Origin of the sequence: Synechococcus sp. W55.1 (assembly GCF_047461655.1) — a bacterium.
Lineage (GTDB): Bacteria > Cyanobacteriota > Cyanobacteriia > Thermostichales > Thermostichaceae > Thermostichus.
The window spans coordinates 121,477-145,647 of sequence record NZ_JANSHN010000001.1; the positions used below are offsets into that span (position 1 = coordinate 121,477).

Genomic DNA, 24,171 nt, shown 5'->3' on the forward strand with positions numbered 1-24,171 from the left:
GTAGCGAGAGCACAGTAAAGCGCCATCTCGCCGCTCTGCCTGTACGTGTTCTGGGTCTGCTCCAATTTTTTAGCTGCAACCTTATATCCTGAGAATAGCCCGAAAAACTCTAACCTAACCTTGCAGGGGTGAGCCTATGGCTGCGAGTGACTTCAAGGATTATTACAAGATCCTGGGCGTCAGCAGAGATGCCTCTGCCGAGGAAATCAAGCGCGTCTATCGCAAGCTGGCCCGCCAGTATCACCCCGATGTCAACCCTGGGAATAAGGCGGCAGAAGAGCGCTTCAAGGAGATCAACGAAGCCTACGAGGTGCTCTCAGATCCGGAAAAGCGGCGGCGCTACGACCAGTTTGGGCAGTACTGGCAGCGGGTGGGTACTGGTTCTGCTGCTGGAATGCCGGGCATGGAGGGCTTCGCCCAGTACACCAGCTTCGAGGAGTTTATCAACGAGCTGTTGGGCCGTATGGGATCCCGCCGCAGCGGGTTCCAGGGCTTCGCCGGCGGCTTTGGGCCGTTTGTTTCGGTGGATTTGCCGGGGCAGGATGTGGAGGGCACCCTGGGTCTCAGTTGGGCAGAAGCTTTCCACGGCACCCAGAAACGGCTGAACCTAGATGGAGAAACGCTAACCATCCGCATTCCCCCCGGCGCTAAGCCGGGCAGTCGCATCCGCGTCAAGGGCAAAGGCCAGGTCAGCCCCTTTGGCGGGCCAAGAGGGGATCTCTACCTCACTTTGGAGCTGCCCCCCCATCCCTTCTTCCGCTTTGACGGAGACAACCTGCTCTGCGAGCTGCCCATTACTCCTGACGAGGCGGCTTTGGGAGGGACGGCGGAAGTTCCCACCCCTACGGGTCGCGTGCAACTGAGGATCCCTGCCGGGGTAGACAGCGGCCAAACCCTGCGGCTGCGGGGCCAAGGCTGGCGGGATCCCCAAGGCCAGCGGAGCGACCTGCTGGTGCGGCTGAAGGTGGTGGCACCCAAATCCCTTTCCCAGACCGAGCGGGATCTCTACGAAAAGCTGCGCCAAAGCCGTAGCTGGGATCCCCGCGCCCACTTGCAGGAGGTGAGTCTATGAGTTTGGCCATTGTGCGGGTAGAAGAACGGCTCTATACCTTCGAGCAGGCCACGGAACTGCTGGGGATCCCTCCCCACCTGCTGGAATGGCTGCTGGCCCAAGGCTTAGTGGAGGCCGAGAGCAGCTACCTGACCCCCCAACAGCTCAGGCGGTTGTTGCAAATGAGCCGCCTACACCGAGACTTGGGGCTTAACTGGACGGGGGCAGCGATGGTCTTGGACATGGCTCAGGAAATTGCCCGGCTCAGGGGGCAACTGCGCCACTACCGCGGATTTTGAGGCTGCCCAGCTAACCCATCAAGGAGATAAACTTCGATGAACCCTATGGAACAGATCATCCGACGTAGCCAAGTGGTGGGCCTGCTGGCCCTCGATGGCAGCACTGCTACCGCATTGGGTACCGTAGAAGAAATCTGGGTTGACCCAACAGGGCGGGTATGCTACTTCACCAGCCAGCAGGGGTACACCCCCCTGGAGCAGATTTCTCTCATCGGGCCAGACGCGCTGCTGACCTACTCTACCGTTTTTGCTACCCCCCTAACCCCCATCAGCTCTCTTTACCGCCGCACAGTGCGCATTGGGAATCGAGAGGTCGGCTGGATTGAGGATTTTCTCTTTGACTGGGAGACTGGAGCGATTGCCGCTTATATTCTGGGTGGCAGCATTGCCGAGCCTTGGGGGGGGCGCGCCGTTCTCCTGCCTGAGGACGTGGAAGCCATTGATGTGGACGCGGTGGTGGTTAAGGAGGATGCTCCGCAACGGCTGAAATCGGAAGCGGAAGGCTTAAAGAACTTTTGGAGCGAAAAATCTCGGCAGGTGAAACAGCTTATCCAGCGCATGGGGGATCGCCTCAAGGCGTTGGTTGGCCCACAGGATCCGCCGGAGGTGGTGCGCGTTAAGGTGAAGCAGGTGCGGGACGAGCTGGCCAAAGGGGGCAAGTTCGATCTCTCCCTACTGGACGAGGCGGCAGAGTTTCTGCAACACAAGTGGGAAACCTGGCAACATCGCCTCAGCCGCGCCGCTCAGCGCATGCAGGCTGCCCTTCAGGCTGCTTGGGAGAAGCTGACCGAATAGCAAAGAATGACTCTGCAACCTCTGGCCTGCGGTCGCCTCAGATGCTGCACATTTGCTTCCCAACTGCTTCCCAACTCCCCTCTTCCTCTGGGAAAGGGGCTGGGGGGCAACAGCATGAGGTGCTTGGGGAGTCCGTCCCACTGCTCGACCGGAACTGTTGCAAGCCAGTCCTCGACCAAACCCAGCTGACGGACGGCGGCTTTTTCGGCTACGATTTAAGATCGCTGTCAATGCTCGGATCAGGTTTCAAGACCCCCGCAGGGCACCTGTACGGCAGGGAGAAAGATGACTTACGCAATTGTGGAAACCGGCGGTAAGCAGCTTTGGGTGGAGCCGGGGCGTTTTTACGAGGTCGATCGCCTGGCGGAAGTGGAGGAGAACAGCCCCTTCGATTTGTCTCGTGTGCTGTTGATCAACCACGAGGGACAAATCACGTTGGGGCATCCCTACGTTTCGGAGGCGGTCGTCAGGGCACGGGTTTTACAGCATCGGCGCGGCGATAAAATCATCGTTTACAAGATGAGGCCAAAGAAAAAGACCCGCAAAAAGAGGGGTCATCGGCAACCGCTGACCCGTCTGCTGATCGAGTCTATTGAACTCAATGGGGTGCCCCTAGCCACGGCACCATCCCGTACGGAAGCGGCTCCAGAGTCTAACCCAGAGGCAGCCCCTTCGGCAGCGGCGACAGGGATCCCTGCGGATGAGGAATAAACTCTGAACTCAGGTGTCCTGAATCCCGATTTTTTTATCTCGTTTCTGTTGATCACGCAGTTGCATAGGAGGCGTTATGGCTCATAAGAAGGGAACGGGCAGCACTCGCAACGGTCGAGATTCCAATGCCAAGCGGCTGGGGGTGAAGCGCTATGGGGGCGAGCTGGTGCATCCCGGCCACATTCTGGTCAGGCAGCGGGGCACCAAGTTTCACCCAGGGGTGAACGTGCGCATCGGCGGCGACGACACCTTGTATTCTGTGGTCACCGGCATTGTGACTTTTGAGCGCTATGGCAAGTGGCGGCAAAAGGTGAGTGTCTACCCAGCTGAGGTGGCTGCCCAGTAGGGAAAGGCCCAGCTTTGAAACTGCCTGGGAGAGTTTCTTCCGCAAGAGAAGATTCTCGCTTCTGTCGACCAAGCTGCTTGCCGGGCTGAAAACTGTCTGCTCCAGAGCAGACAGGGTTTTGCTGTTGCTGATTCCTGAACTTTTTTCGTTCTTGAGGATTGGGGCCAGCCGGAAGAGAAGAGGAGCTAGGGATCCCTGACCACTTAGGGGCGAAAATGGCAAAAGCGTGGAAGGCAGAAAGCTGATGCGGGTGTATTTGTTTCGCTGGGCAGGGTTGCTTCACCTCATTGCCGGGGTGATGTACCTCTACTGGCGACTGACAGCCGGGTTGATGGATTTGGGATCCCTTTTGTTTTGGGGGGCAGAGCTGTATGTTTGGCTGGCGGCGGTGGGCTTTACCCTCAGCCGCTATCCCCAGGTGCCGAGAGAGACGATCCCATCCCCAGAGGTCCTGCGGCGGTCGTTTTTCCAATTGCCGCGGGTGGATGTACTGGTGCTGCGCCAGTGGGATTCTCTGGAGGCAACCCGGCAAACAGTGCTTTCGGCTCTGCACCTCGACTACCCTTGGGAGCGGTTGTTTGTCCACATTGTGGATCGGGTAGAGGATGAGGAGATGGCCAAGGCGGCCCGGGCCATTCCCTGCGAATACTGGGCCTGCCCTAGCCCCACAGCCGACCCCCTGGCTTACGCGATGGGATCCCCTCACATCCAAGGGGAGTATCTGCTCCTGGTGCAGCCGGGCCATTTTCTCGAGCCGGACTTCCTGTGGCAGACCTTGCCCCGCTTTTACGACTCGCCGGAGCGGGCTCCCATCGCCAATCGTATCGGGTTTGTGCAGGCGATGCTGCGCACCCTAGGCCAGCCCAGAGCCGTTCACCCCCTGCAACAGCTTTTGGCGGTGGGATCCGAAGGGTATCAGGCGGCACCCCTGTTGGGTTCTGGCTGTCTCATCCGGCGCAAGGCTTTGGAAGGGATCCCGCGGATCGACATTCGTCGCCCTGTGCAGTTGGGGTGTCAGATGCACTGCCGCGGCTGGCAGTCTCAATTGGTTCGCCAAACCCAGGTTACGGGTGTTTTGTTGCCCTTGCGCAACCGCCGCGTTGCTTTGCTGGCTTTGTTTTCGGCCTTGAGGGAAAATCCCTTCTGGGGCAAGCCGACCACGCAGCAGCAGCGCTTTCAATACCTGTGGCTGGCCCTCTGGGCTGCCGGTGGGATGGCGGAGCTGGTCTACTTGGCGGTGCCGATGGTCTTTCTCTGCACGGGGTGGATGCCGGTGCCGGCCTTTGACCGGGTCTTCTTCGCGTGGTTTTTGCCTTATGCTCTCCTAGGGCGCATCAGTTGGCTCTTGGCCTTTCCCCCGCATTTGTGGGGGGCAGCTTGGCAGTCGGAACGGCAGACGGGCAGCCAGTTTTTCCAGTCCATCCAGGCGCTGGTGCAAGGTCTGCAGGGGGCGCTCCCCTATCCCGAACAGCCTTCCCAGCTCTCCTTGGGGCCTCAGGCTCTGGCTATTGTGCTGACTTTTCTGGCTATGGGGGTGGGATCCCTGCGTTCTGCCGGCAGTTGGGATCCCCCTTGGTCTGAGCTGATCTTTGGTTTGGTCTGGGCTTTCTACAACTTGATGATCCTGACGGCTCGCCCCGACGATCACGATTTTGCCGGCCTTGCCCTGCTCAACAACCGCACCGCCGAGTGGGCAGAGGAGAATTACGGTCATCTGGATTCAAACTAAGGCACTGCGCTCACACCTGAAACATGGGTCGCGTCAACGTTGCGGAGCAATAATGCACCGGGTCAGAAGGTTTTTCTCAGTAGTCCGGGTGTCTCACCCCAGACTGAAGCGACTGTAAGGGCTTCGCACCGCTGGCACGAGCGGAGATTCTTAGGGGTGCAGAGCCAAGACAGCCCGCGTCCAAACTGACGATCTGCTCCTGAGCTGGCAACCCTCTCCGGAACCTGGCTGTTGGGATTCTATCTCTCTGCTATGTGGAAAGGGTTGGATGGCAAAAGCTATGCTGGAATCTAGATTGGTATCTTAGCTTGACCTAGAATCGGGACTCATTAGGACTGTAGAGACCCAGAACATAAAACGACGCCGAGTTGATTTGCTAGAAAAGAGAGTGCGTTAGTAAGCGCTGGGGGGAGTCCCTGTCTGAGTTCCCAACCGTTTTTTCAGGCTTTAAGTGGTCTTGTAGGCTTGTAGGTAAAAACGACGCAACTGTGGAGTCAGAGAGACCGCCCCTGCGACTGCTACCCCTGGGTACGGATCCCCGTCAACAGGGCTGTGCCTATTGGGTGGAGATCGGATGCCACCGCTTGCTTCTCGATTGTGGGTTGCCCGCTCCTGCTCTCTTTAAGGCTCTGCCAGGGATCCCGGATGCGGTGATCTGCAGCCATGCCCATTTCGACCATGTGCAGGGGCTGCCTGCCTTTCATCGCCGTTATCCTCAGGTACCTCTCTACGCCACGCCGGTGACCGCCCATTTGGCCGCTGGTCTGTGGGAGCGCGGTATTTGGCCGGGCTACGACCGGGACATTCGCTTTCCCCCCTTTCGGGCGCTGCCTTTGGGCCGGGCGCGAGAGATTTTGCCCCATCTGATGCTCACTTTCTTTGCGGCTGGGCATCTGCCAGGGGCGGCGGCGACCCTGCTGCAAAATACCCAAACCTCTCCGGCCCAAACCTGTGTGTACACGGGCGACTGTTCGCTGGCCTCAACTCGCTTTGCCCCCGGCTTGGATCTCGCCGCTTTGCGTCACTGGCAGCCGGATGTGCTGCTTATGGAAGCCTCGCTGGGATCCACCCGTCATCCGGCCCGTCGTCACCTGGAAAATCGCCTGGTGGAGCGGTTGCTCAGCGCCCTGGAAGCAGGGCAAACGGTGCTGTTTCCGCTGCCGGTGCTGGGGTTGGGGCAGGAGCTGATCTTTCTCCTCAAAGCCCACCATCGCTTTACCCAGTCTCCCCAAGTGCTGTCCGCGAAAGCGTTGCGCGGCGATAAGGTGTGGGTGGCGCCAGGGTTGGCGGCAGGCTGCGATCTCTATGAGCGTTTGCTTCCCCACCTGCCGGAGGCGGTGCGCAATTTCGCCACCTATCAGCCTTTGTTCTGGGAAGACCGCCTACACCCCCAGGTGCAGCCCCTTACCGAGGCGGATCCTCTGCCCCAAGGCTTGCTGCTGTGCGATGCCGATGCTGGGCCTGAGGCTTGGGATCCCATCTGGTCGAGATTGCTGGCCCAACCGCAGCGCTCCTGTCTGCTGGTGCGGCTGCCGGAGGTGGAACTGGCTACCCCGTTTGAGCGTTGGCCGGCGCCGCTGCGCTCCCGCATTGCCGTTGAATGGATAACCTGGCACAGCCACAACGATGTCGGGCATCTCACCCAGATCATCCACACCTTTCGCCCCCAGCATTTGGTCTTGGTTCACGCCGACCCCAAGCAGGCTCAGGATCTGGCGGATCTGCCGGAGCTGTGCAATCGCTACCATGTCCACTGCCCTCAGCCTGGGCATTGGCTGGAGTTGCCCGATGGGCACCTACAAACCCCAGTTAGGCTCGCGGAGCTGAAGGCCGGTTCCCCCGCCGAGATCAGGGATCCCCCTTTGCGCTATGAGGGGGAGGTGGAAGAAGTTTGGCAGGAGCAGGGGTCGCCGCGGACTTTGGCGGGGGTACAGGTGCGTCTGCCGCCCCAGATCACCCAGGATCCCCGTTGGCTGGCCTGGGCCGATACCGGCCTGGTGGAAGCCCGCTGGCAGGGATCCGAACTGGTGCTGCGCGGCCTTTCTCCACGGGAGCTGATCCGCCCGGCAGAGGCTGCCCCTTCTCCAGCAGGGATCGTGCCGCGTCCAAAACAGCCTTCTGTATCCAGTCATCACGGTGGCAAAAAGTGCCAAAATTGTCGCTTTGCCCGCCAGATCTTGACTTCCCAAGCCCAAGCCTTTCGCTGCGATCAGGAACGCTCTCCCCTCTACCGCCTCAGGGTGGATCCCCAGGGGAGCTGCCCCTACCATCAGCCGCAGGAGATCCGCTCTTCCGGTTAGCCGTCAAGCCAGGGAAGCCCAAAGGCTAGAATGGGGCAAGTCGCGGTGCCAACCATGCTTGAGCAAGATTCCTGGGCAAATCATCGCCGTGGGCCGGTCGGATCCCTGGAGCGCCCAGCCGAGGCCTTGGCTGCGGCCAGCCCGCCCGTAGTGCAGATGGTTGGGGTGAACAAAGTCTATCCACTGCCGGAGGGCAGTTTTCAGGCCCTCTACGATATCGACTTGGCGATCCAGCCGGGAGAGTATTGCGCCATTATGGGGCCCTCTGGATCCGGCAAATCCACCCTGATGAACCTCATCGGCTGCTTGGATCGGCCCAGCTCAGGGCGCTACTGGCTGGATGGGGTGGAAGTTTCCACCCTGACCGATCGCGATTTGGCCCACATTCGCAACCAAAAAATCGGCTTTGTCTTCCAGCAGTTCCATCTCCTGCCCGTCCTGACAGCGCTGGAGAACGTCATGCTGCCCTTGGCCTATGCTGGGATCCCGGAGCCGGAGCAACGCCGGCGGGCCAAGCAAGCCCTAGAACAAGTGGGCTTGGGGAGCAAACTGCAGCAGCGTCCGGCCCAACTCTCCGGCGGCCAGCAGCAGCGGGTGGCGATTGCTCGTGCCATTGTCAACCGACCCCAACTGTTGCTGGCTGATGAGCCGACTGGGGCTCTGGATAGCCATACCGGCCAGGAAGTGCTGAACCTTTTTGCGGAGCTCCACCGGCAGGGCATCACCCTGGTCGTGGTCACCCATGACCTTAAAGTAGCCCAGGCCGCCCAGCGCATTATCCGGGTTGGAGATGGCCGTTTGCTGGATTGAGAGGGATCCGCCTGGGGGCAGTTGGGTTCAGGAGAGTTCCCAGTTGCGGTGAACTGGCGTGCCGGATGGATCCCTGGCCTCACTTTGGGTGAAGGTCGAAGGGAATGTCTTAAACGGGCATGGGATAACCCTATCTAGGATGGCCCAGCTTGGGCTACTCTAAACGCAACTGAGGGCTTGGGAAGAGGATCCGTCCATGAAACTGATCGAAGATATCATCCGGTTTTTGGAAACCCGCCTGGAAGAATTTCTCAGGGCCCACCCTGAGATCGAGCTGCAAGCCCTCGATGAGCAGTTGCGCCAGCAGGAATCCGATACCCTGCGGCTGTTGCAGGAAAGCCGCGCCCAAGAGGAAGCTCTCCAAAAAAGCATTCTCAACTTGGCTGAGGAGATCAAAACCTGGCACTTTCGCATTGAGAAGGCGCAGCGGGCCAATCGCCCCGACCTAGCCGAAGGAGCGCGACGCCGGGAAGCTGAGCTGTTGGAGAGGGGCAGCCAGCTATGGAGTCAAATGAAGGCCCAAAAGGAGAAAATCCAACAAATGGAAGCGCTGCTGCCGCAAATTCGCCAGCGCCGCCAAGAGGTGAAGACCAAGCTGCAGGAGGTAAAAGCCGCACAAGCCAAAGGCGTTGACAGCCCGGACTTGGGTTTCAGCCCTTGGGGAAAACCTTTCGAGGCTTGGGATGAATTGGAAGAGCAATTTCGTCAGCTAGAGGTGGAAAACGAATTGAATGACACGAAGAGGAAGGTGCGGGAACAGCAGCGGCGGTAACAGCCTGACCCAAAATCTTGTTAGTTTGCTAATGTTGAATCCAGTCGCAACAGCCAAAATCGAGCTGGGCGGAACTTGTGATTTAAGCCCTTGGTCTCAAGAGCCATAGCCACATCATTTCCAGAACTTTCTCTGGCACCGACCGGGAAGAAAAGTCTCTCCTCTCCCCCAAGAGTGATACGCTATTGGGCATGAATGAGTTGTATCTGAATCACCCCACATTTGGTCTGCTCTACAGCCTGTGTCAGGTCGGCGAAAATCAGGCTCTCTTCACCACTCTCTACGCCCAAAGGCTCTTTTTTCGGGTTTACTTCAGGCCGCCGGATAACAGCGGGGATCCTGCTGCCATGGAGGAGTTGGTCTTCGATCCGATTAGCCGTAATGAGGCTCGCCAGCTCATCGAAGAGCAAATGCGCCTGCTGCGCCGTGCTGCCCGCCAAGATGAGCTAGAACAATTGCAGTTGATCTACAAGCAAACCTTTTCCTGAAAGAGGGTTTTCTGAAGGTCTTGCAGGGCTCAGGACGAGGGTTTTGTTCCTCAGATAAGATAGCCACCTAAAACTGAGACAGAAAGCGCAGGTCGCTGGTATAAAACAGGCGGATATCCTGAATGCCGTGGAGGAGCATGGCCATCCGCTCAATGCCGATCCCTGCCGCAAATCCGGTGTAGCGCTCCGGGTCGTAGCCCACCGCTTGAAATACATTGGGATCCACCATGCCGCAGCCGAAGATTTCCAGCCATTTCGAGCCAAAGCGCACGTCCATCTCAGCAGAAGGCTCGGTAAAGGGAAAATAGCTGGGCCGAAAGCGGGTTTCTCGCTTGCCCAATAGGCGGGTGATGAACGTGTTGAGGGTGCCCTTCAGGTCGGAAAAGGTGAGGTTCTCGCCCACCGCCAAAATTTCCATCTGGTGAAACACGGCGGAGTGGGTGGCATCCACGGTATCGCGGCGCATTACCCGACCGGCATGCACAATGCGTAGCGGCGGCTGGTGTTGCTCCATGTAGCGCACTTGAACCGAGGAGGTTTGGGTACGCATCAGATAGCCGTCGGCCAGGTAGAGGGTATCCTGCATATCCCGCGCCGGATGGTCGGCAGGGGTGTTGAGGGCCTCGAAGTTGTAGTACTCCGTCTCGAGCTCAGGCCCATGCACCACGGTGTAGCCCATTCCCACAAAGATATCGAGCATGCGGTCGATGGTGGCCTGCAGCGGATGGATTCGCCCCAGAGGCCGACGGGGCCCGGGCATGGTGACATCTAGGCGCTCTGCTTCTAGGCGGGCCAGCAGTTGAGCTTCGCCAAGGGCCTGTTTGCGCTGCTCCAGGCTGGATTGGAGAGCTTCTTTGAAGGTGTTGGCCAAAGCGCCAATGGCAGGCCGTTCTTCTGGGGGCAGCTTCCCCATTCCCCCCAAGATTTTGGAGAGCTTACCTTTCTTGCCCAGGTAGTCGATGCGGATCTGTTCCAGAGCCTCCAGACCGTCAGCTTGTTCCACTTGGGCGAGGGCCTCGCTTTGCAGGGTGAGAAGCTGTTGGCGAAGCGTGTCTTTTTCGTCTTGCATGGGGCCGATTCCAAGGGCAGAAGGGATCCCTGGGGGTTGAGGGAATCCCTATAAAAGTATCACAGGAGGGAGCCTGACTGTGCTTTCCCAGCCAGTGGGGATGGCCAGCAGCGGGGAGAATTTGGGGGTTAGCTCTGAGGCGCCGAATCTGGCAGCAGACACCCCAAAGCATCACACCCCGCCGGCCCCTCTGCTGTCAGGGTCAGGTTGCGGTCGTGGCGGGCCAGGGCCGCGAAGAAGTTATCTGTCCGCCGTCTCTGCTTGACCTCGGCCACCAGCCGCTCATAGGTGGGCTTGTCAATTTTCTCAAAGGGCAGACGGGGGAAGGGCGCATCGAAGCGGGCCAGCAGCGCTGCGCTGATGTATCCCTCGTCATCGCGGATGGCTTCGTAAATGCGGGATCCCAGGGCTTCCACCTCGTCTTCCCGCAGCTCGATGGTGGCGGAGGTGTTGTGGGTGGTGTAGTACCTCTGAACCTGCATATAAAAGTCAAACTGGGCCAGGGCCGAGAATTGCTCGATCTCGATCTGGTCAGCACCGGGCAGGTTGGCCCATTCCACTTCCACAGGCAGTTCCACCAGCCATTCGGTACAGCGGGGATCAAAGGGGTCGTTGAGCAAGTTTCCGTTTTCATCTTTGTCTGCCTGGGCAGGCACCACCGAATAGCCATAGTCCAGACAGGCCAGCGCCACCGGGTCATTTTTGGCGAAGGTAATGCGGCGGATATAGCGTTGGGCCTTGGGCGGGTGCCAACCGGGAGAGGCGTTGGTGAGCAGAGACTTGGTGCCGGCGGGCTGAACCGTGGTGCAGCGGTTGGGGCGGCGCAGGCCGTGGCGATCGCAGTAGTCCCACACCACGCGGTGGACAATCTCCTTCCAGCGGCTGAGGTATTCCCGCTCCTGCTGCTTGAATTCCTTCCCGGCGGGCGTATCCGGTCTCCCTTCCTGCCACCAGCGCAGCCACTCTACCCCAAAGGCTTTGACGCAGAAATCGAACAGCCCTGTGAACGAGACGCCGACGATGGGATCCCATTCCCGCGAACGCTGAAAGCGGGGTTCCACAAAGCGGTGGTGGAGTAGGGCTGCCACCGTGAGGGCTCCCGCCGTGAAGGCTTCCTCTTGCTCTTGCCGGTTGTGGGGATCCAAACGGTTGAGGTGGATCTCGGCCAAGTTGCATTGCCCGGTCAGTGTGCCGCCGAAGACGCCCTTGTGGAACTCCGGCTCATTGAAGCAGAAGCTGTCGTGCAGATCTGGGAGCGGCTCCACAGAACGAATTACCTGCCACTTTGCCTTGGCTTGGGGTACATGGCCTCTGGATGTGTCCACTCGCTGACAGGGAATGGCGGCACAGTCTGTAATTTGCAGATACCACAGATCCTTTCGTCGCCTGCCCAGGTTGGTCTCGCTCCCGGCCTTGGCCGCTAGGTTAATGGAGGAGCGAATGCCGCACTTCAGCAGCAGCAGGTACAGGCGATAGGCCCGATCATAGCCAGAGACATAGAGCCGCACTCCACCAGAGGAAGTTGCCGAACCGTCCGCATCAATCAGCCCGGCAATGAAGTGCAGGATGCCCTCACGGTTCCACGCTGCCAGTTTTTCCAGGGCTTGGGCTTCTGTCTTAAGGGCCCGTACCTGTTCGGGATCAAATTCGTGAAAGCCCGTATAGAGCAAGCAGGGGATTGAGGACTCTGCCCTTGTAGCATAGTACCGGAGTTGACCGGAAGTCCGACCGGCCAAAGTCAGATTGCGGTAGCTCTTGGCTCCGTAAAGATGTAGCTGTAGCTGCGGCCTACCGTTGGACTTGCACAGGGATCCATCTCCCACCAGTTGACCCAGAGTGTAGGCCCAGATGGGATCGACTAGCTCGCCGTCGCGGTAGTCAATTTGGAACGGCTCGGTGTGCAGGGCGTAAGGATGCCTGGCAAGGTGCTCTCTCAGTTCCTCCGTGGTGAGTTCGGTGTAGGTACTGCTGAACCGATCGCTCACGAAGAAGCGGTGCTGTCCCGTCACGTCCAGCCAGGTGCCATCGGCAAAGATCACGCGATACATCTGACGGTTGCGCCCCGTACATACAGGCACCACCCAACTCCAGCGGCGACCGTTCCAAATTTCCACCGGCTTCCCTACAAGGGACTGAATCGGGTGCAAGCCATCACGGGTGATCAGTAGGGTGGAGCCAGCTACACAGTGGAAGTTATGGCCGACGACTTCACCGCAGGGGTTCAGCCCATAGCGCCACAGGCGATCCTGAAGTTCCTCTTCCCCTAGGGAGGGATCCCGTCCCTTTAGCCATTCTCGGGCCGTTCCTGCCTCATAGGCTTTGAGAAAGTCGGGTTTTAGGTCGGGTGGGATAAGGTCGCAATTGGCCCGTGCTACGGCTTCCCCGGCCCACTGGATGGCCCCCTCGCCTGAGTAAAACTGCTTCCGCACGGCCTCAACACATTCTTCCCGCGTCGGCTTGCGGTGAAACACCCGCGTGTGGTTGGCCATGCGCAGGGCATCTCGCTCGGGGTCAATTCTCCAGTTGCCGTTTTCGTCCTGCTGCCACAAGTTGTCTTTGGCGGTGGATCCCAGCTCGTCGTCGGCAGCAAATTGGCGCATACCGGCACTGTTGTGGGTGAGATAGCCATTGCAGTAAAAGCAATGGGCCTCTTCGACTTCAATGTCGTAGGTTTGTATCCAGTCGTGGCTGCCTAAGCCCTTGAATGTCACAGGGATATCCAGATCCACCTCTGACTCAGCCAGGTAACGTTCATAGTTAGCTTCCACCGACCGAGCTCCTTGGAAACCCATGCCGCGCATCTCGGTGTAGCTGTACACTTCCCGCAGCATGGAACCCGGAATTGTGAAGCCATACATCTTCAGCCCCTGGGGCAACTTCCCTTTGGCTGAGTAGGGAGCCACCAAGGCGTTGTACCGATCCTTGAATGCCGGCAGGGTGAGACTGTATTTAACCTGCCAGTTCTCCTGATGGGGGCAGATAATTTTGAGTCGGCCTGCAATACCCAGGCTAGACAGAACAGCCGCCACTTGAAGGGCAAAGGAACGGTGAACGGTTGTTGCTAATTGGGGCGGGCGACTGCAGATCGACCCATCGCTGTCGATAAGGCCCGCCAGGTAAGCTGACCGTACCTCAACGGTGCCGCGCAGGATAAAGTCGGGAACTTGCAGGGGCTGCTTCGGTTTCTTGATGTGCCGCTGGAAATACTCCGCCAGCCGGATGGAGGAACACACGAACTTTGCGGTGTTCTCCCCTTGCAAGTAGCTGCAAGTGGCTGTCAGCCCAAACGCAGCTAGTCCCTGCTCCAGCTTGGCTTGGAGACGGGAAAGCAGCTCCGGATCCAGAGCATTCGCACTCCACTCTACCCGACCGTAGGGCTTGCCGTAGCGGTTGCGTCCCAGCGCAACATACCCATCCCCGTGGGTGAACCCAATCAACCAGGCCACTTCTGGAGTCAGGGGCGGGATGGTCAGGGGTTTTGCGGTATGACTTTGTTTTGGACGAGATCCCGTAAAGTCCTCAGGCAGATGGGTAATCGTGCCGGGGAGAACTTGGGTGTTGTGCAGCAGGCGGTCGCCCTCAGCCAATTCGTGGGTACTTTTCCATTCGATGTTCCCCTGAGCGTCTGCCAAAACCGCATGGCGATGGTTCGGGGTTGAGAAGAAAGGAATGGCGTTGGTCTCTATTTCGTAAACTTCTTGGATCCCTTGGTCAAACTTGTTGACCACCCGACGAAACCCAAGGGGGGTCTGAACCCAATCTCCTACCTGCACGTCCTTGATGGGCACCAAACCTTGTGAGGTGTGCACCAAGGCATTTTCAGGTAAGCACCGCCGAATGTTCCCCGCCACAACCGTCACCGCCGCCTCGTCAATGAGCAGGCAGCATTCCACGGAGTTCAACTGCCGCCCTACTGCCCTGTTGAGAATGGCGGCACAGCGCTCGTACAAGCCGGGCAGCTTAATGGGGTTGGCCACGCCCCCAAATCCCTTCAGCCTCTCGCCGGCAGGGCGGATATCGCTCAGATCTACCGTCACGTCCACCTGACCGCCAAAGCCGGGATCCGAGGCCAGCTCCAGCAGCGCTTGGTACGAATCCACCCAGCCGCGGCGACTGTCTCCCACCTGGATGTGCACCTGGGATCCCTGCCGGTGGATGCGGGTGTGTTCCTGCCGCTCTTCGGGAGGGGTGGCGCCGATGGATCCCTTGACGTGAACCTGAAGGCGGTTGAGGATGGGAGGCAAGCGGTTGATGAATTGGGGTTCCAGCACCGCTCCTGTGCCGCAGCCCATCATGGCCAAATCCATCATCAGGCCAAAAGCCTGCCAGTCCACCACGGTGGTGCTGGTGCAGTTGTAGGCGCCGGAGAAGTTTTCCGGCTTCTGGATCCAGTCGGTGCCCATCACCCACAAGGCTCGACCGGAGATCAACGCCTTCAACTGCCGCTGCAGACGTTCTACCAACTGCCGCTCCTGAGGGGTGAAGCGCCCCAACCGGGCAATATCGGCCAAGGTGCGATCGCAAACCTCGCTCCAAGTCTCGCGGCTGCCATCTGGGCGGCGACGGCTGTAGGTGCGGTAGAACACCGGGCTGGCCGCCGGGGCTGTGGCCGGAAACTCGCCTGGAGGCGCGGCTCCCATCGTCTGGGCGGGATCAAGTCCCTGCACTTCTTCGCTCTGTTCGCCTGAGTGGGACGAAGTCCACACCATAGCCACACCCCTCCTGCAAAGCTCCCCTGCTAAAGCTCGGTCGTTCCAACTTTTGAGTGCTGGTTGGCCCCGCCGACCCAATGCCCAACCACGTTATCACAATCTTCGGGGGTCTGGTGTTGTAGGTAGTGTTGTGCTCCGAGGAGATCCTCAAGATCCTCTAGGGATAGGGCAGGGCCCGCTGTCTGCCGGGGGGAAGCCTCAAGGAAACGGAGGGCCCGGCAGAGGGGCTACACTGGAGGAGAGGGATCCCAAGTTGAGGGGCTGCTTGCCGTCTTCAATGGAACCTACCTGGGCAGTTGGGGGCTTTGGGTAGCCCTAGAGCCGGTTGCCTAACCGCGGGCCTCTGGGCTGGTTTACAAGGCAGCCCTGCAAGCGCTCCGTGCCGCTGAGCCAACGCCGGTTACCAGCGCCCTCAAAGCCGTTTCTGGTGTCTGCCTATCCATAACATACGCAAACATACGCAACTGGAACTGGTAGTTTAGATGGGCGCTTTCTCCCCAGGCATAAGTACCGGAGCATCCGCGCCGTAGAGTCTCGGTGAGAGCTGTGTAAGGAGTTGTATCGTCATGACCAGTCGCCTGCGCATCGGTAGCTTGTGGGGGATCCCCTTTTTCGTCGACTACACCTGGTTCCCAGCGGCCCTCTTGCTGGTGCTCTCCTACGGGCTGTTGACGGCGGTGGGGTTGTTTCTTTCTCTGCTGGCTCATGAGTTGGCCCACAGCTTGGTGGCCCGCGCCTATGGAGTACGGGTTAACTCCATCACCCTGTTTATTTTTGGGGGTATGGCGGCGATTGAGCGGGAAGTTCCCCGCCCCCTTGGCGCTTTTTGCGTGGCCGTGGCAGGCCCTCTCCTCAGCTTGGGTCTGTTTGTGCTCTTCAGCATGGCCCGGGCTTGGGCTGTGCCGGAGTCGATGCTGGCCTCAACCCTTGCCAGCTTGGCTGCCATCAACCTGACGATTGCCCTGTTTAACCTGCTGCCGGGCTTGCCTCTGGATGGGGGGCAAATGCTCAAGGCGGCCATCTGGGGTTGGACAGGGGATCGACAACAGGGCATGATTTGGGCAGCTCGGGCCGGGCAATTTGTCGGCTTTGGCCTGCTGGGGCTGGGGTTGCTGGTGGTGTTTGCCGGCAGCCTGAATGGCCTGTGGCTGGGGTTGATCGGGCTGTTTATTTTGAACACCGCCCGCCGCTACAGCCAGTACGCGCAACTGCAGCAGGTGCTGGCCCGCCTGAAAGCTGCCGATGTGATGACCCGCCAGTTTCGGGTTTTGGATGCGAACATGAGCCTGCGGGAGTTTGTGGATCGCTATCTGGTGCCTTCTTCTCTCAGGCCGGAAGCTCCAACTCAGCCAGCGGAGGTTTATTTTGCCGAGGAAGATGGCCGTTATCGCGGGTTGGTCAGGCCAGAATTGCTCAACGACATCGAGCGCAGCCAGTGGGATCGCCTCACCCTGAAAGCCATTCTCAAGCCGATGGAGCAACTGCAGGGGGTACGAGAAGAGACCCCCATTCCCCAGGTGATTCAGATGATGCGCCAGGCGGAACCGCGCCGCATTTTGGTTTTCACGCCCACCGGTGCCATTGCCGGCTTGATCGATCGCGGGGATGTGGTGGCCATGGCTGCCCGGCAGTTGGGGGTGACGCTGCCCCAGGAGGTGGTGCAACGGGTTCGAGACAGCCAAGAGTGGCCCCCTGGATTTCAGGTGGAGGACAATCTGGCAAGCGAGGGATCCCGCAGTCTGTCTTGGCCGGGATCCCCGGATTTCCATCAAGAGCCTTAGTTGGGGAGATGGGTGGACAGGGGGCGGCCCAAGGCGCCTAGGTTCTTCCTCTTCCACAAAAGGTTCCCCAAAAGGGGCGGAGCGTTTTGCCTCCGCAAGCCGGGGAGAGAAGACCAAGAAAAGTAGTCTCAGATACTATTTCCGGGAGACCCTCTCCATCTACAATTAAGACTGTTCTCCATCAATTAAGAATTTTGAACCGCTCTCCTCGTCTTTTGCCCGCCTACACCCACCGACTGAGCAACGGGTTAGGCGTTATCCTTCATCCCATCCCCATTGCCGATTCTGTAACCGTTGATGTCTGGGTACGGACAGGCGGACGCCATGAGCCGCCGGAGTGGCTGGGCCTATCCCATTTTCTGGAACACATGGTGTTTAAGGGTAGCGAGCGGCTGGCTCCTGGTGAGCTGGATTGGGCCGTCGAAGGACGGGGAGGAGTTACCAATGCTGCCACCGGCCAAGACTACACCCATTACTACATTACGGTGGCTGCTGCCGACCTGGCGGATACCCTGCCCTACCTGGCAGAGGTGGTTTTGCGGGCCGGGATCCCAGATCTGGAGTTTGAGCGGGAGCGGCAGGTGGTTCTGGAGGAAATTCGCCGCGCTGCCGACAACCCGGACTACACGGCCTATCAGCTCTTGATGGAGACCGCCTATGGGGAGCATCCCTATGGACGACCGGTGTTGGGCACACCGGAGAGCCTGATGCAACTGACCCCTGAACTGATGCGCGCCTACCACCGCGCTTGGTATCGCCCTGAATCCATGACGGTGGTGGTGACGGGTGGCATCGATCCTGAGCAGGCGTTGGCCTTGGTGGAGGAGCAGTTTGGCGGCCCTGCCGCCGGGCCAGCACCGGTCAGCCCCCCCATTCCGCCCCAGCCTCGTCCCCAAGGGATCCTGCGCCGGGAGAGCGACCATGCCCGCTTGGAGCAAGCCCGCCTGAAGTTGGCCTGGCCTACTGTTGGCATTGACGATTGGCAGCAAGCCTGTGGCCTGGAGATGTTGGCTTCTGTGCTGGGAGATGGCCGTACTTCGCGGCTGGTGCATCTGCTGCGGGAACAGCGGGGCTGGGTGAGGGCCATTGGCTGTTCTTCGCTGGTGCTGAAGGAGGGGGGACTGTTTTGTATTGGGGCTCAACTGGAGCCGGAGGATGTGGCGCGGGTGGAGGCGACGATTCTGCACGAGATCGAAAAGCTGCAGCAGGATGGCATTGGCCAAGCAGAGTTGGATCGCACCCGGCGTATGCTCATCCATGAGTTTCTGTTCTCCGCCGAGTCCCCCAGCCAATTGGCGGGCATCTATGGCTACTACGAGACGTTGGGCGGGGTGCAACGCATTCAAGAGTACCTGGAGCTGGTGCAATCCTTTACTCCGGCTCAGATCCGGGAGTTGGCCCAGCAGTACTTGTCTCCGGAGGCTTATGTAGTCACCGTTCTCAAGCCGACTGCCCTCGATCCAGCAATGGCCTCGGAGCTGCAACTGGCCTGTCGGTGAGCGCTGCCTCGACGCTCTGGACTCTTGACTTTCGGATTTTGGACGGGATCCCTTGCCTGCATGAACTCTGCTCTGCTTGCCACCCAACGTGGCCGTTTACAGCGCGTCCTTTTGGCCAATGGCATCACGCTGTTGCTGGGCCAGAACCCAACGGTGGAGATCTTGGCTGCCCACTGTTTTTTCCGCGGCGGCAGCCGGGCAGAGCAACCGCAACAGGCGGGGGTGAGCCACTTGATGGCGGCTGTCCTCACCAAAGGCACGCATCGGCGCAACTCCCAGGCCATTGCTGCTGGGGTGGAATCGCTGGGGGCCTCGCTATCGGTGGACAGCTCTGCCGACTCTTTCGAGGTGAGCCTGCGCTGTGTGTCTGCCGATTTCCCGGAGCTGCTGGATTTGCTGGCGGAGATATTACGGGATCCCAGTTTTCCTGAAGAGGAGGTGGCGCGAGAGCAGGGGTTGATGCTGCAAGCCATTCGCGCCCAGCAGGAACGGCCTTTCAGCCTGGCTTTCGATCAGGTGCGACAGGCCCTCTATGGGGATCATCCCTACGCCCTGCCGGGGTTGGGACGGCTGGAGACGGTGGGATCCCTGACCCGCGAGGATTTGGTGGCCTATCACGCGGCCTACTGTCGTCCCAATGGAATGGTGATGGTGGTGATCGGCCCAGAGCCGCCGGAGCAAATGGCTGCCCAGGTGGAAGCGGCTTTGGGGGACTGGGTTGTTCCCGGCCCCTCTCCAGAGGATCGGGATGTTCCCCTACCCCCTCTGAGGGATCCCCAACTGCTGAGGTTGCCCCAGCCCACTCAGCAGACGACGATCTTGATCGGGTTTCGCGGATCCCCTGCTGCTTCTGCGGATTATCCGGCCCTGAAGTTGCTGGCCACCTACTTGGGGAGCGGTCTGTCCAGCCGTCTGTTCGTGGAACTGCGGGAGCGCTGTGGCCTGGCCTATGAGGTCTCGGCTTTTTTTGCCACCCGTCGGGATCCCGCCCCTTTTGGGGTTTACATGGGCACTGCGGCAGAGAATACTCAGGTGGCCCTGGAGCGCCTACAAGCAGAAATCCACCGTCTGCAGGCCAATCCCCTCGATCCGGCGGAGGTGGAAATGGCGCAGCGCAAACTTCTGGGCCAATACGCCCTCAGCAAACAAACCAATGCCCAGGTGGCCCAACTGGTGGGCTGGTACGAGATTTTGGGCTTGGGCATGGAGTTTGACCAGCAGTATTTGCAGAGGGTCAGGCAACTCACCCCAGAGCAGCTCCATCAAGCCGCAAAAACCTACCTGACCAACTCGGCCATTGCTCTGGTGGGGCCGGAAGCTGCCTTGGCAGAAGTTGAGCCGGTGTTTTATGGTCGTTTCGATTCAAACTAGGACACTGCACCCACACCTAAAACGTTGGTTGCGTCGTCGCGTCAGCGTTGCGGAGCAATAATGCATAATGCATTGTGCCAGAAGGCTTTTTTCAGTAGCCCAGGTGTCTCACCCTGACCTGAAGTGACCAGAACTTTGGATTGAGGTCATTATTATAAATAAATACTATTATAAATATTAAATATTATTATGAGCCATTATGAGTCAATCTCAGGGTGTTAAAGAAAGCGACGGGGATCGTTTTTGATCTGAAGAGCAGACCTCTGAGAAAGCCGGAGTTTTTCCCTTCTTTATCTATCTATCCTGCTTGGTTTTTTGTGGTTGGTAGGCACAGTAGATCACCCGCAGGGGATACCCAGAAAGAGGAGTCTGCACCGCTCAGGCGGCTGGAAGAGCGGTTTTCCTTTGCGTTTTGCTCCTATCGGCGTCCCTTTCGGCAGCCCCTGCGCACCCACCACGGCCTGTGGTCTATCCGGGAAGGGATCCTGATCCGGCTTACGGATCGGGAGACAGGCTGTCAAGGATATGGGGAAATTGCTCCCATCCCTTGGTTTGGCAGCGAAACCCTGGAGCAGGCTCTGGAGTTTTGTCGGCAGTTGCCCCCTCTTTTGTCGGAGGCGCATATTTTGGGGATCCCAGAAGCACTGCCGGCCTGCCGGTTTGGGTTGGAAGGCGCTTGGCTGGCCTGTCGGGATCCCGATGGGTTGAATAGGGATCTCTCTTTGCTCTCTTTCTGTGAACTTTTGGGGGAGACCATCCCGTCGGAATCTTACAAGGACTCCTACAAGGACTCCGTCCCACTCACGCGGTCGGTGTACAAGCTCAAGGTGGGGAGGGATCCCATGCAGCAGGAGTTGGAGAAGCTGGAGCAATGGCTGGAGCGGTTGCCGCCGGGATCCCGTCTGCGTTTGGATGCCAATGGGGGACTAGGGCTTGCGGAGGCCCACCGGTGGCTGATGGTTTGTGATCGGCTCAACCAGGCCTCGCCGGTCAAGATCGAGTTTTTGGAGCAGCCTCTGCCGCCGAATCAGCACGCCCATTTGGTGGAGCTCAGCCGCCAGTACCAAACCCCCGTTGCTTTGGATGAATCGGTGGCCTGCCTGGAGCAGTTGCAAGCGATCCATCGGTCAGGATGGAAAGGGATCCTGGTGGTGAAGCCGTCTCTGGTGGGCTCCTGCATTGCGCTGCGGGAGTATCTCAGCCGACATCCCGGCCTGGATCTGGTTTTTTCTTCTGCGCTGGAGACTCCCATCGGCGCCTGGCACGGGTTGGCTTGGGCGGGATCCCTGCAAGCCAAAACCGCCTCTCCCCGGGCCGTGGGATGGGGGGTAGGGGAGTTTTTCCAGGAAGGGGATCCCCTGACCTTGACCCAGCTCTCAGCCCAGGAGCGGGCTGCCCTCATGCAGGCGGTGTGGGAGCGCTACAGCCGGCCCTAGACTGCGGCGGCCTGTTGTTTGGCGTATTCCTGCCGCAGATAGGCCTGGATAAAATGCATCAGCTCCTCCGGCTCGCCGTTCATAAAGGCCTCGACATTGTAGGTTTCGGCGTTGGTGCGGTGATCTTTGATCAGCTTGTAGGGATCGAAGGTGTAGGTGCGAATACGCCCCCCAAAGCCCTGAGTCACCATCTCGCCGCGAATCTCGGCCAGCTTTTGTCTGCGTTTTTCTTCTTCCATCTCGATCAGCTTGGCCTTCAAGATCTGGATGGCCCGCTCTTTGTTTTGCAGTTGGGAGCGCTCTTCGGTACAGCGCACAGCAATGCCGGTGGGCTTGTGGATCACCCGCACTGCTGTTTCCACTTTGTTCACGTTTTGGCCACCTGCTCCACCCGAGCGGGAGGTCTCGAACTCCAGATCTTCCATCTTCAGCTCATACTCGCTTTCCTCTTCCAGAATCGGCATCACCTCTACGCCAGCAAAGCTGGTTTGCCGTTTGCCGTTGGCGTTGAAGGGGCTGATGCGCTCCATGCGGTGGTTGCCCTTCTCGGCAGAAAGATACCCATAGGCGTAGGGGCCTTCGATCAGCAGGGTGGCGGACTTGATACCGGCTTCGGCGCCTTCGGAGTATTCCGAGAGGCTGACCTTGTAGCCCTGGTTTTGTGCCCAGCGGGTGTACATTTTCAAGAGCATTTCCGCCCAGTCCTGGGCATCGGTTCCCCCTGCACCGGCGGTGATGGTGAGGATGGCACCGTTTTGGTCGTAGGGGCCGGAGAGCAGTTGCTGCAGCTCCCATTGGCTCAACTCCCGCTCCACCGCTGCCAGGGATCCTGCTGTCTCGGCTAGGAGTTCTGGATCGGGCTCTTCTTGGAGCAGCTCGAGGGCGCTGGCGGCATCTTCCAGGCGATCCTTCCAGCGGTGCACCTGATCCCAGGAGGCCTTGAGGCTGTTGAGCTTTTGCAGGTGGCGGCGGGCTGCCTCTACATCATTCCAAAACTGCGGCTGCGAGGCTTCTTGCTCTAGGATGGCAATCTGTTGCTCCAAGTGGGGCAGGTCAAAGATAGTCCTGAGCGTTGCTCAGGCGCAAGGTGAGCGATTCTAGGGTGCGTCTTAGATCGGCAAGTTCCATAGAGAGCAGCAAGCTGTTTGCGCGTCGGATCCCATCCTAACCTGTGGGCCGGCAACTCAATCAAGGGATGGAGCCCTTCTGTGGGGCAGTTCCTGGCGGTTCCCATTGCAACAGCATTGCGATCCCTTGTCCATAGCAACAACCCCGCCAGAGGCAGGACGGAGTCCTTTGGCTTCTGCCGAAAGATCCCTGTTGAGGTGGCTCAAGCCTATAGCAGAATAAAGAATTCGGTTTCGGAGGCTGCGATGCTGAAGGTCTTTTCCTTGCTTTCCGGGCTGGTTTTGGCGGGAGGAGTGGCTGCTTTGGCCATCACCAATCCCACCTTAGAAGAGTACAGAACCCATGCAGGGCAACAACTGGCCGCCTACGCTACGCGAGAATACTGCGCTCAGATCCCGTCTTTCTTGGTCACTTTGATTGAGGAATGTCATGCCCTTGTCCGAGAGCTCCAGCCCGAACTAGAAGCTCTGTTCATGCGCCAAACCCGCCGGCAGAATTTTATCCTTTTCAGCCTCTACACCACCGATTTGTCGTTGCTCAACTTTGGCCCACTGGGGATCTCCTTGCCCACCTACCACTTTGAAACCCTTGCCGTGGCTGGGCAATTTTATACTTATGAGATTCGAGAGGGGAAAGTTGACCCCTAGCCACTATGGCAACCTTAGGGATCAGACAGATCCAAAAGAATCTCAAACCCAAAAGGGAGGCTAGATCTGGGCCTGTTCCAACAGGGTTTGCAGCTCCTCTAGGGCCAACTGAGCCGACTGGGCCTGCTGGTAAAGGGATTGCACCACCTCAGCGCTGCTTTGGGCCGATTGCAGTGTGGATTGGCTTTGTCGCTGGATGCGATCTGCCAAGCTGCGAATACGGTTGCTGGCCTCAGTGGTTCGCCCGGCCAATTTGCGGATCTCCTGGGCAATGGCTCCAAAGCCACCGGCACCACCGCTGCGGTTGGCCTCTACAGCCGCATTGAAAGAGAGCAGGCGAATGTATCCTGCCACCTCTACGATCAAATCCACGATGGTGTTGATCTCCTTGAGCTCCCGCGACAACTCCTGGCTGTTGTCGGCAATTTCCTGAACTAGGCCGCGTACGGCTTCCACGCCTTCAAAGGTAGCGGCAAAGGTGGATTTGCCTCTCTCAGAGAGCACAGAACTGATTTCAATGATGCGGGCGTTAAGGCGAGCCAACTCCTCGGAGCGCTGTTGGGCCCGGCGACGTTCCATGTCTAAGGCCAGGTTTTGGTTGAGGATCTCGGCTTTTTGTCGCTCCAGATCCCGGGCATACTGGAGGCTGCGGTTTTTTTCCTGCTCCAGCTCTGCCAAGATCCTTTTCATCTCTTCCTGCTGCTCCTGTAGCTTGCGCTGGGTGGCCAGATGCACCTGGGCCTGGGCCACCAACAACACCGGCACATCGAGAAGGCGGTAGTCCTGGGATCCCAGTTGAACCACCACGGGGTCATAGATGGTCTCTTCGGGCCGTTGGAAAGCTCGGTCGGCTGCTTGGATGACATCGCAGTCGCCGGGGAGCAAGAGAAAATCCCGGCTATGGAACTCTACCATGGAGCTGATGGGCCGCTTCAAAAACACATCCAGGCCGTAGGGCTTGCTAAGCATCCACTCCAGAATGGCGCGGCGGGTCAACATTCCCCGCACCTGTGACCGCTCGTCCAGCACGATGACTCCTGAAAGGCTGCTGTCATCTTCTAGGCGGCGCACCACGTTCTCACAAGGGGTGGACTCGCTCACCTGAAACTCCACCAAGGCCAAATCGCGCAGCTTGGTGTTGATCGATAGGGTAGGAGTGGGTGGATTTGTCAGGGTAGCCATCACAGGGATCCTCGGCACACGTTGGGTACAGATGGGTTGGATGCT

19 protein-coding genes are annotated in these 24,171 nt (G+C 59.0%); 15 read left to right on the forward strand and 4 right to left on the reverse strand.

The features are described 5' to 3' along the window. Positions 1-136: 136 nt before the first annotated feature. From NW816_RS00510 to NW816_RS00555, 10 genes are all read left to right on the forward strand, one after another. Positions 137-1,072: a DnaJ C-terminal domain-containing protein gene (locus tag NW816_RS00510; RefSeq protein WP_414406420.1), complete on the forward strand. Its 936-nt coding sequence runs from the start codon at positions 137-139 to the stop codon at positions 1,070-1,072. Next, entirely contained in the window at positions 1,069-1,350 is a 282-nt protein-coding gene (locus NW816_RS00515; protein WP_011432385.1) for a chaperone modulator CbpM, read from the forward strand. Before NW816_RS00510 ends, NW816_RS00515 begins: the two co-directional genes overlap by 4 nt. Positions 1,351-1,386: 36 nt before the next feature. Next, positions 1,387-2,145, forward strand: a complete 759-nt coding sequence (locus tag NW816_RS00520; RefSeq protein ID WP_414349974.1) for a photosystem reaction center subunit H — start codon at positions 1,387-1,389, stop codon at positions 2,143-2,145. A 285-nt stretch (positions 2,146-2,430) separates the two neighbouring features. Next, on the forward strand, positions 2,431-2,856 hold the full coding sequence (gene rplU, locus NW816_RS00525) for a 50S ribosomal protein L21 (protein WP_011432383.1): 426 nt from the start codon (positions 2,431-2,433) through the stop codon (positions 2,854-2,856). Between the two features lie 76 nt (positions 2,857-2,932). Then, positions 2,933-3,202 (forward strand): 50S ribosomal protein L27, encoded by a 270-nt coding sequence (gene rpmA / locus NW816_RS00530; protein WP_011432382.1) that lies wholly within the window; start codon positions 2,933-2,935, stop codon positions 3,200-3,202. A 226-nt stretch (positions 3,203-3,428) separates the two neighbouring features. Beyond that, positions 3,429-4,931 (forward strand): cellulose synthase, encoded by a 1,503-nt coding sequence (locus NW816_RS00535; RefSeq protein ID WP_414407866.1) that lies wholly within the window; start codon positions 3,429-3,431, stop codon positions 4,929-4,931. A gap of 488 nt (positions 4,932-5,419) precedes the next feature. After that, a complete protein-coding gene (locus tag NW816_RS00540) occupies positions 5,420-7,231 on the forward strand; it encodes an MBL fold metallo-hydrolase (protein ID WP_414407867.1) in 1,812 nt (603 codons plus the stop codon). Between the two features lie 54 nt (positions 7,232-7,285). Beyond that, entirely contained in the window at positions 7,286-8,041 is a 756-nt protein-coding gene (locus NW816_RS00545; RefSeq protein ID WP_414407868.1) for an ABC transporter ATP-binding protein, read from the forward strand. Between the two features lie 196 nt (positions 8,042-8,237). Next, positions 8,238-8,813 (forward strand): TIGR04376 family protein, encoded by a 576-nt coding sequence (locus NW816_RS00550; RefSeq protein ID WP_414407869.1) that lies wholly within the window; start codon positions 8,238-8,240, stop codon positions 8,811-8,813. Between the two features lie 191 nt (positions 8,814-9,004). Then, entirely contained in the window at positions 9,005-9,301 is a 297-nt protein-coding gene (locus NW816_RS00555) for a PipX family protein (RefSeq protein ID WP_414407870.1), read from the forward strand. A gap of 67 nt (positions 9,302-9,368) precedes the next feature. Here the strand turns inward: NW816_RS00555 and pheS are convergent, their stop codons facing one another. Together pheS and nrdJ are read right to left on the reverse strand one after the other, a co-directional pair. After that, positions 9,369-10,370 carry a phenylalanine--tRNA ligase subunit alpha gene (pheS, locus tag NW816_RS00560; RefSeq protein ID WP_414407871.1) on the reverse strand — a complete coding sequence of 334 codons (1,002 nt, stop codon included), beginning with the start codon at positions 10,368-10,370 and terminating at the stop codon, positions 9,369-9,371. Between the two features lie 128 nt (positions 10,371-10,498). Next, positions 10,499-15,010 carry a ribonucleoside-triphosphate reductase, adenosylcobalamin-dependent gene (gene nrdJ / locus NW816_RS00565; protein ID WP_414407958.1) on the reverse strand — a complete coding sequence of 1,504 codons (4,512 nt, stop codon included), beginning with the start codon at positions 15,008-15,010 and terminating at the stop codon, positions 10,499-10,501. 638 nt (positions 15,011-15,648) lie between these two features. On the opposite strand from nrdJ, the gene NW816_RS00570 reads away from it, so the two are divergent. From NW816_RS00570 to NW816_RS00585, 4 genes are all read left to right on the forward strand, one after another. Further along, entirely contained in the window at positions 15,649-16,863 is a 1,215-nt protein-coding gene (locus NW816_RS00570; RefSeq protein ID WP_414407872.1) for a site-2 protease family protein, read from the forward strand. Positions 16,864-17,057: 194 nt separating this feature from the next. After that, positions 17,058-18,362 carry a M16 family metallopeptidase gene (locus tag NW816_RS00575; protein ID WP_414407873.1) on the forward strand — a complete coding sequence of 435 codons (1,305 nt, stop codon included), beginning with the start codon at positions 17,058-17,060 and terminating at the stop codon, positions 18,360-18,362. Between the two features lie 60 nt (positions 18,363-18,422). Further along, positions 18,423-19,733, forward strand: a complete 1,311-nt coding sequence (locus NW816_RS00580) for a M16 family metallopeptidase (RefSeq protein ID WP_414407874.1) — start codon at positions 18,423-18,425, stop codon at positions 19,731-19,733. Positions 19,734-20,050: 317 nt separating this feature from the next. Continuing rightward, on the forward strand, positions 20,051-21,169 hold the full coding sequence (locus tag NW816_RS00585; RefSeq protein WP_414407875.1) for an o-succinylbenzoate synthase: 1,119 nt from the start codon (positions 20,051-20,053) through the stop codon (positions 21,167-21,169). On the opposite strand, the gene prfB is transcribed toward NW816_RS00585, so the two are convergent. After that, positions 21,166-22,297, reverse strand: a protein-coding gene (prfB, locus tag NW816_RS00590; protein ID WP_414407876.1) for a peptide chain release factor 2 whose coding sequence is annotated in 2 segments (ribosomal slippage) — positions 21,166-22,224 and positions 22,226-22,297 — 1,131 coding nt in all. Because the reading frame shifts where the segments join, the coding sequence is not laid out codon by codon here. The two genes, NW816_RS00585 and prfB, sit on opposite strands and share 4 nt — an antisense overlap. 245 nt (positions 22,298-22,542) lie before the next feature. On the opposite strand from prfB, the gene NW816_RS00595 reads away from it, so the two are divergent. Further along, complete coding sequence (locus tag NW816_RS00595; protein WP_414406723.1) at positions 22,543-22,944, forward strand: DUF4359 domain-containing protein; 402 nt, start codon at positions 22,543-22,545, stop codon at positions 22,942-22,944. 60 nt (positions 22,945-23,004) lie between these two features. On the opposite strand, the gene NW816_RS00600 is transcribed toward NW816_RS00595, so the two are convergent. Next, positions 23,005-24,126, reverse strand: a complete 1,122-nt coding sequence (locus NW816_RS00600; protein ID WP_414407877.1) for a methyl-accepting chemotaxis protein — start codon at positions 24,124-24,126, stop codon at positions 23,005-23,007. Positions 24,127-24,171: the final 45 nt, after the last annotated feature.

Excerpts from the sequence above, each read along its gene's own strand:
- NW816_RS00510 (WP_414406420.1), top strand. The coding sequence starts at position 137 with ATGGCTGCGAGTGACTTCAAGGATTATTACAAGATCCTGGGCGTCAGC.
- NW816_RS00515 (WP_011432385.1), top strand. The coding sequence starts at position 1,069 with ATGAGTTTGGCCATTGTGCGGGTAGAAGAACGGCTCTATACCTTCGAG.
- NW816_RS00520 (WP_414349974.1), top strand. The coding sequence starts at position 1,387 with ATGAACCCTATGGAACAGATCATCCGACGTAGCCAAGTGGTGGGCCTG.
- rplU (WP_011432383.1), top strand. The coding sequence starts at position 2,431 with ATGACTTACGCAATTGTGGAAACCGGCGGTAAGCAGCTTTGGGTGGAG.
- rpmA (WP_011432382.1), top strand. The coding sequence starts at position 2,933 with ATGGCTCATAAGAAGGGAACGGGCAGCACTCGCAACGGTCGAGATTCC.
- NW816_RS00545 (WP_414407868.1), top strand. The coding sequence starts at position 7,286 with ATGCTTGAGCAAGATTCCTGGGCAAATCATCGCCGTGGGCCGGTCGGA.
- NW816_RS00550 (WP_414407869.1), top strand. The coding sequence starts at position 8,238 with ATGAAACTGATCGAAGATATCATCCGGTTTTTGGAAACCCGCCTGGAA.
- NW816_RS00555 (WP_414407870.1), top strand. The coding sequence starts at position 9,005 with ATGAATGAGTTGTATCTGAATCACCCCACATTTGGTCTGCTCTACAGC.
- pheS (WP_414407871.1), bottom strand. The coding sequence starts at position 10,370 with ATGCAAGACGAAAAAGACACGCTTCGCCAACAGCTTCTCACCCTGCAA.
- nrdJ (WP_414407958.1), bottom strand. The coding sequence starts at position 15,010 with ATGGGAGCCGCGCCTCCAGGCGAGTTTCCGGCCACAGCCCCGGCGGCC.
- NW816_RS00570 (WP_414407872.1), top strand. The coding sequence starts at position 15,649 with ATGACCAGTCGCCTGCGCATCGGTAGCTTGTGGGGGATCCCCTTTTTC.
- NW816_RS00580 (WP_414407874.1), top strand. The coding sequence starts at position 18,423 with ATGAACTCTGCTCTGCTTGCCACCCAACGTGGCCGTTTACAGCGCGTC.
- NW816_RS00595 (WP_414406723.1), top strand. The coding sequence starts at position 22,543 with ATGCTGAAGGTCTTTTCCTTGCTTTCCGGGCTGGTTTTGGCGGGAGGA.
- NW816_RS00600 (WP_414407877.1), bottom strand. The coding sequence starts at position 24,126 with ATGGCTACCCTGACAAATCCACCCACTCCTACCCTATCGATCAACACC.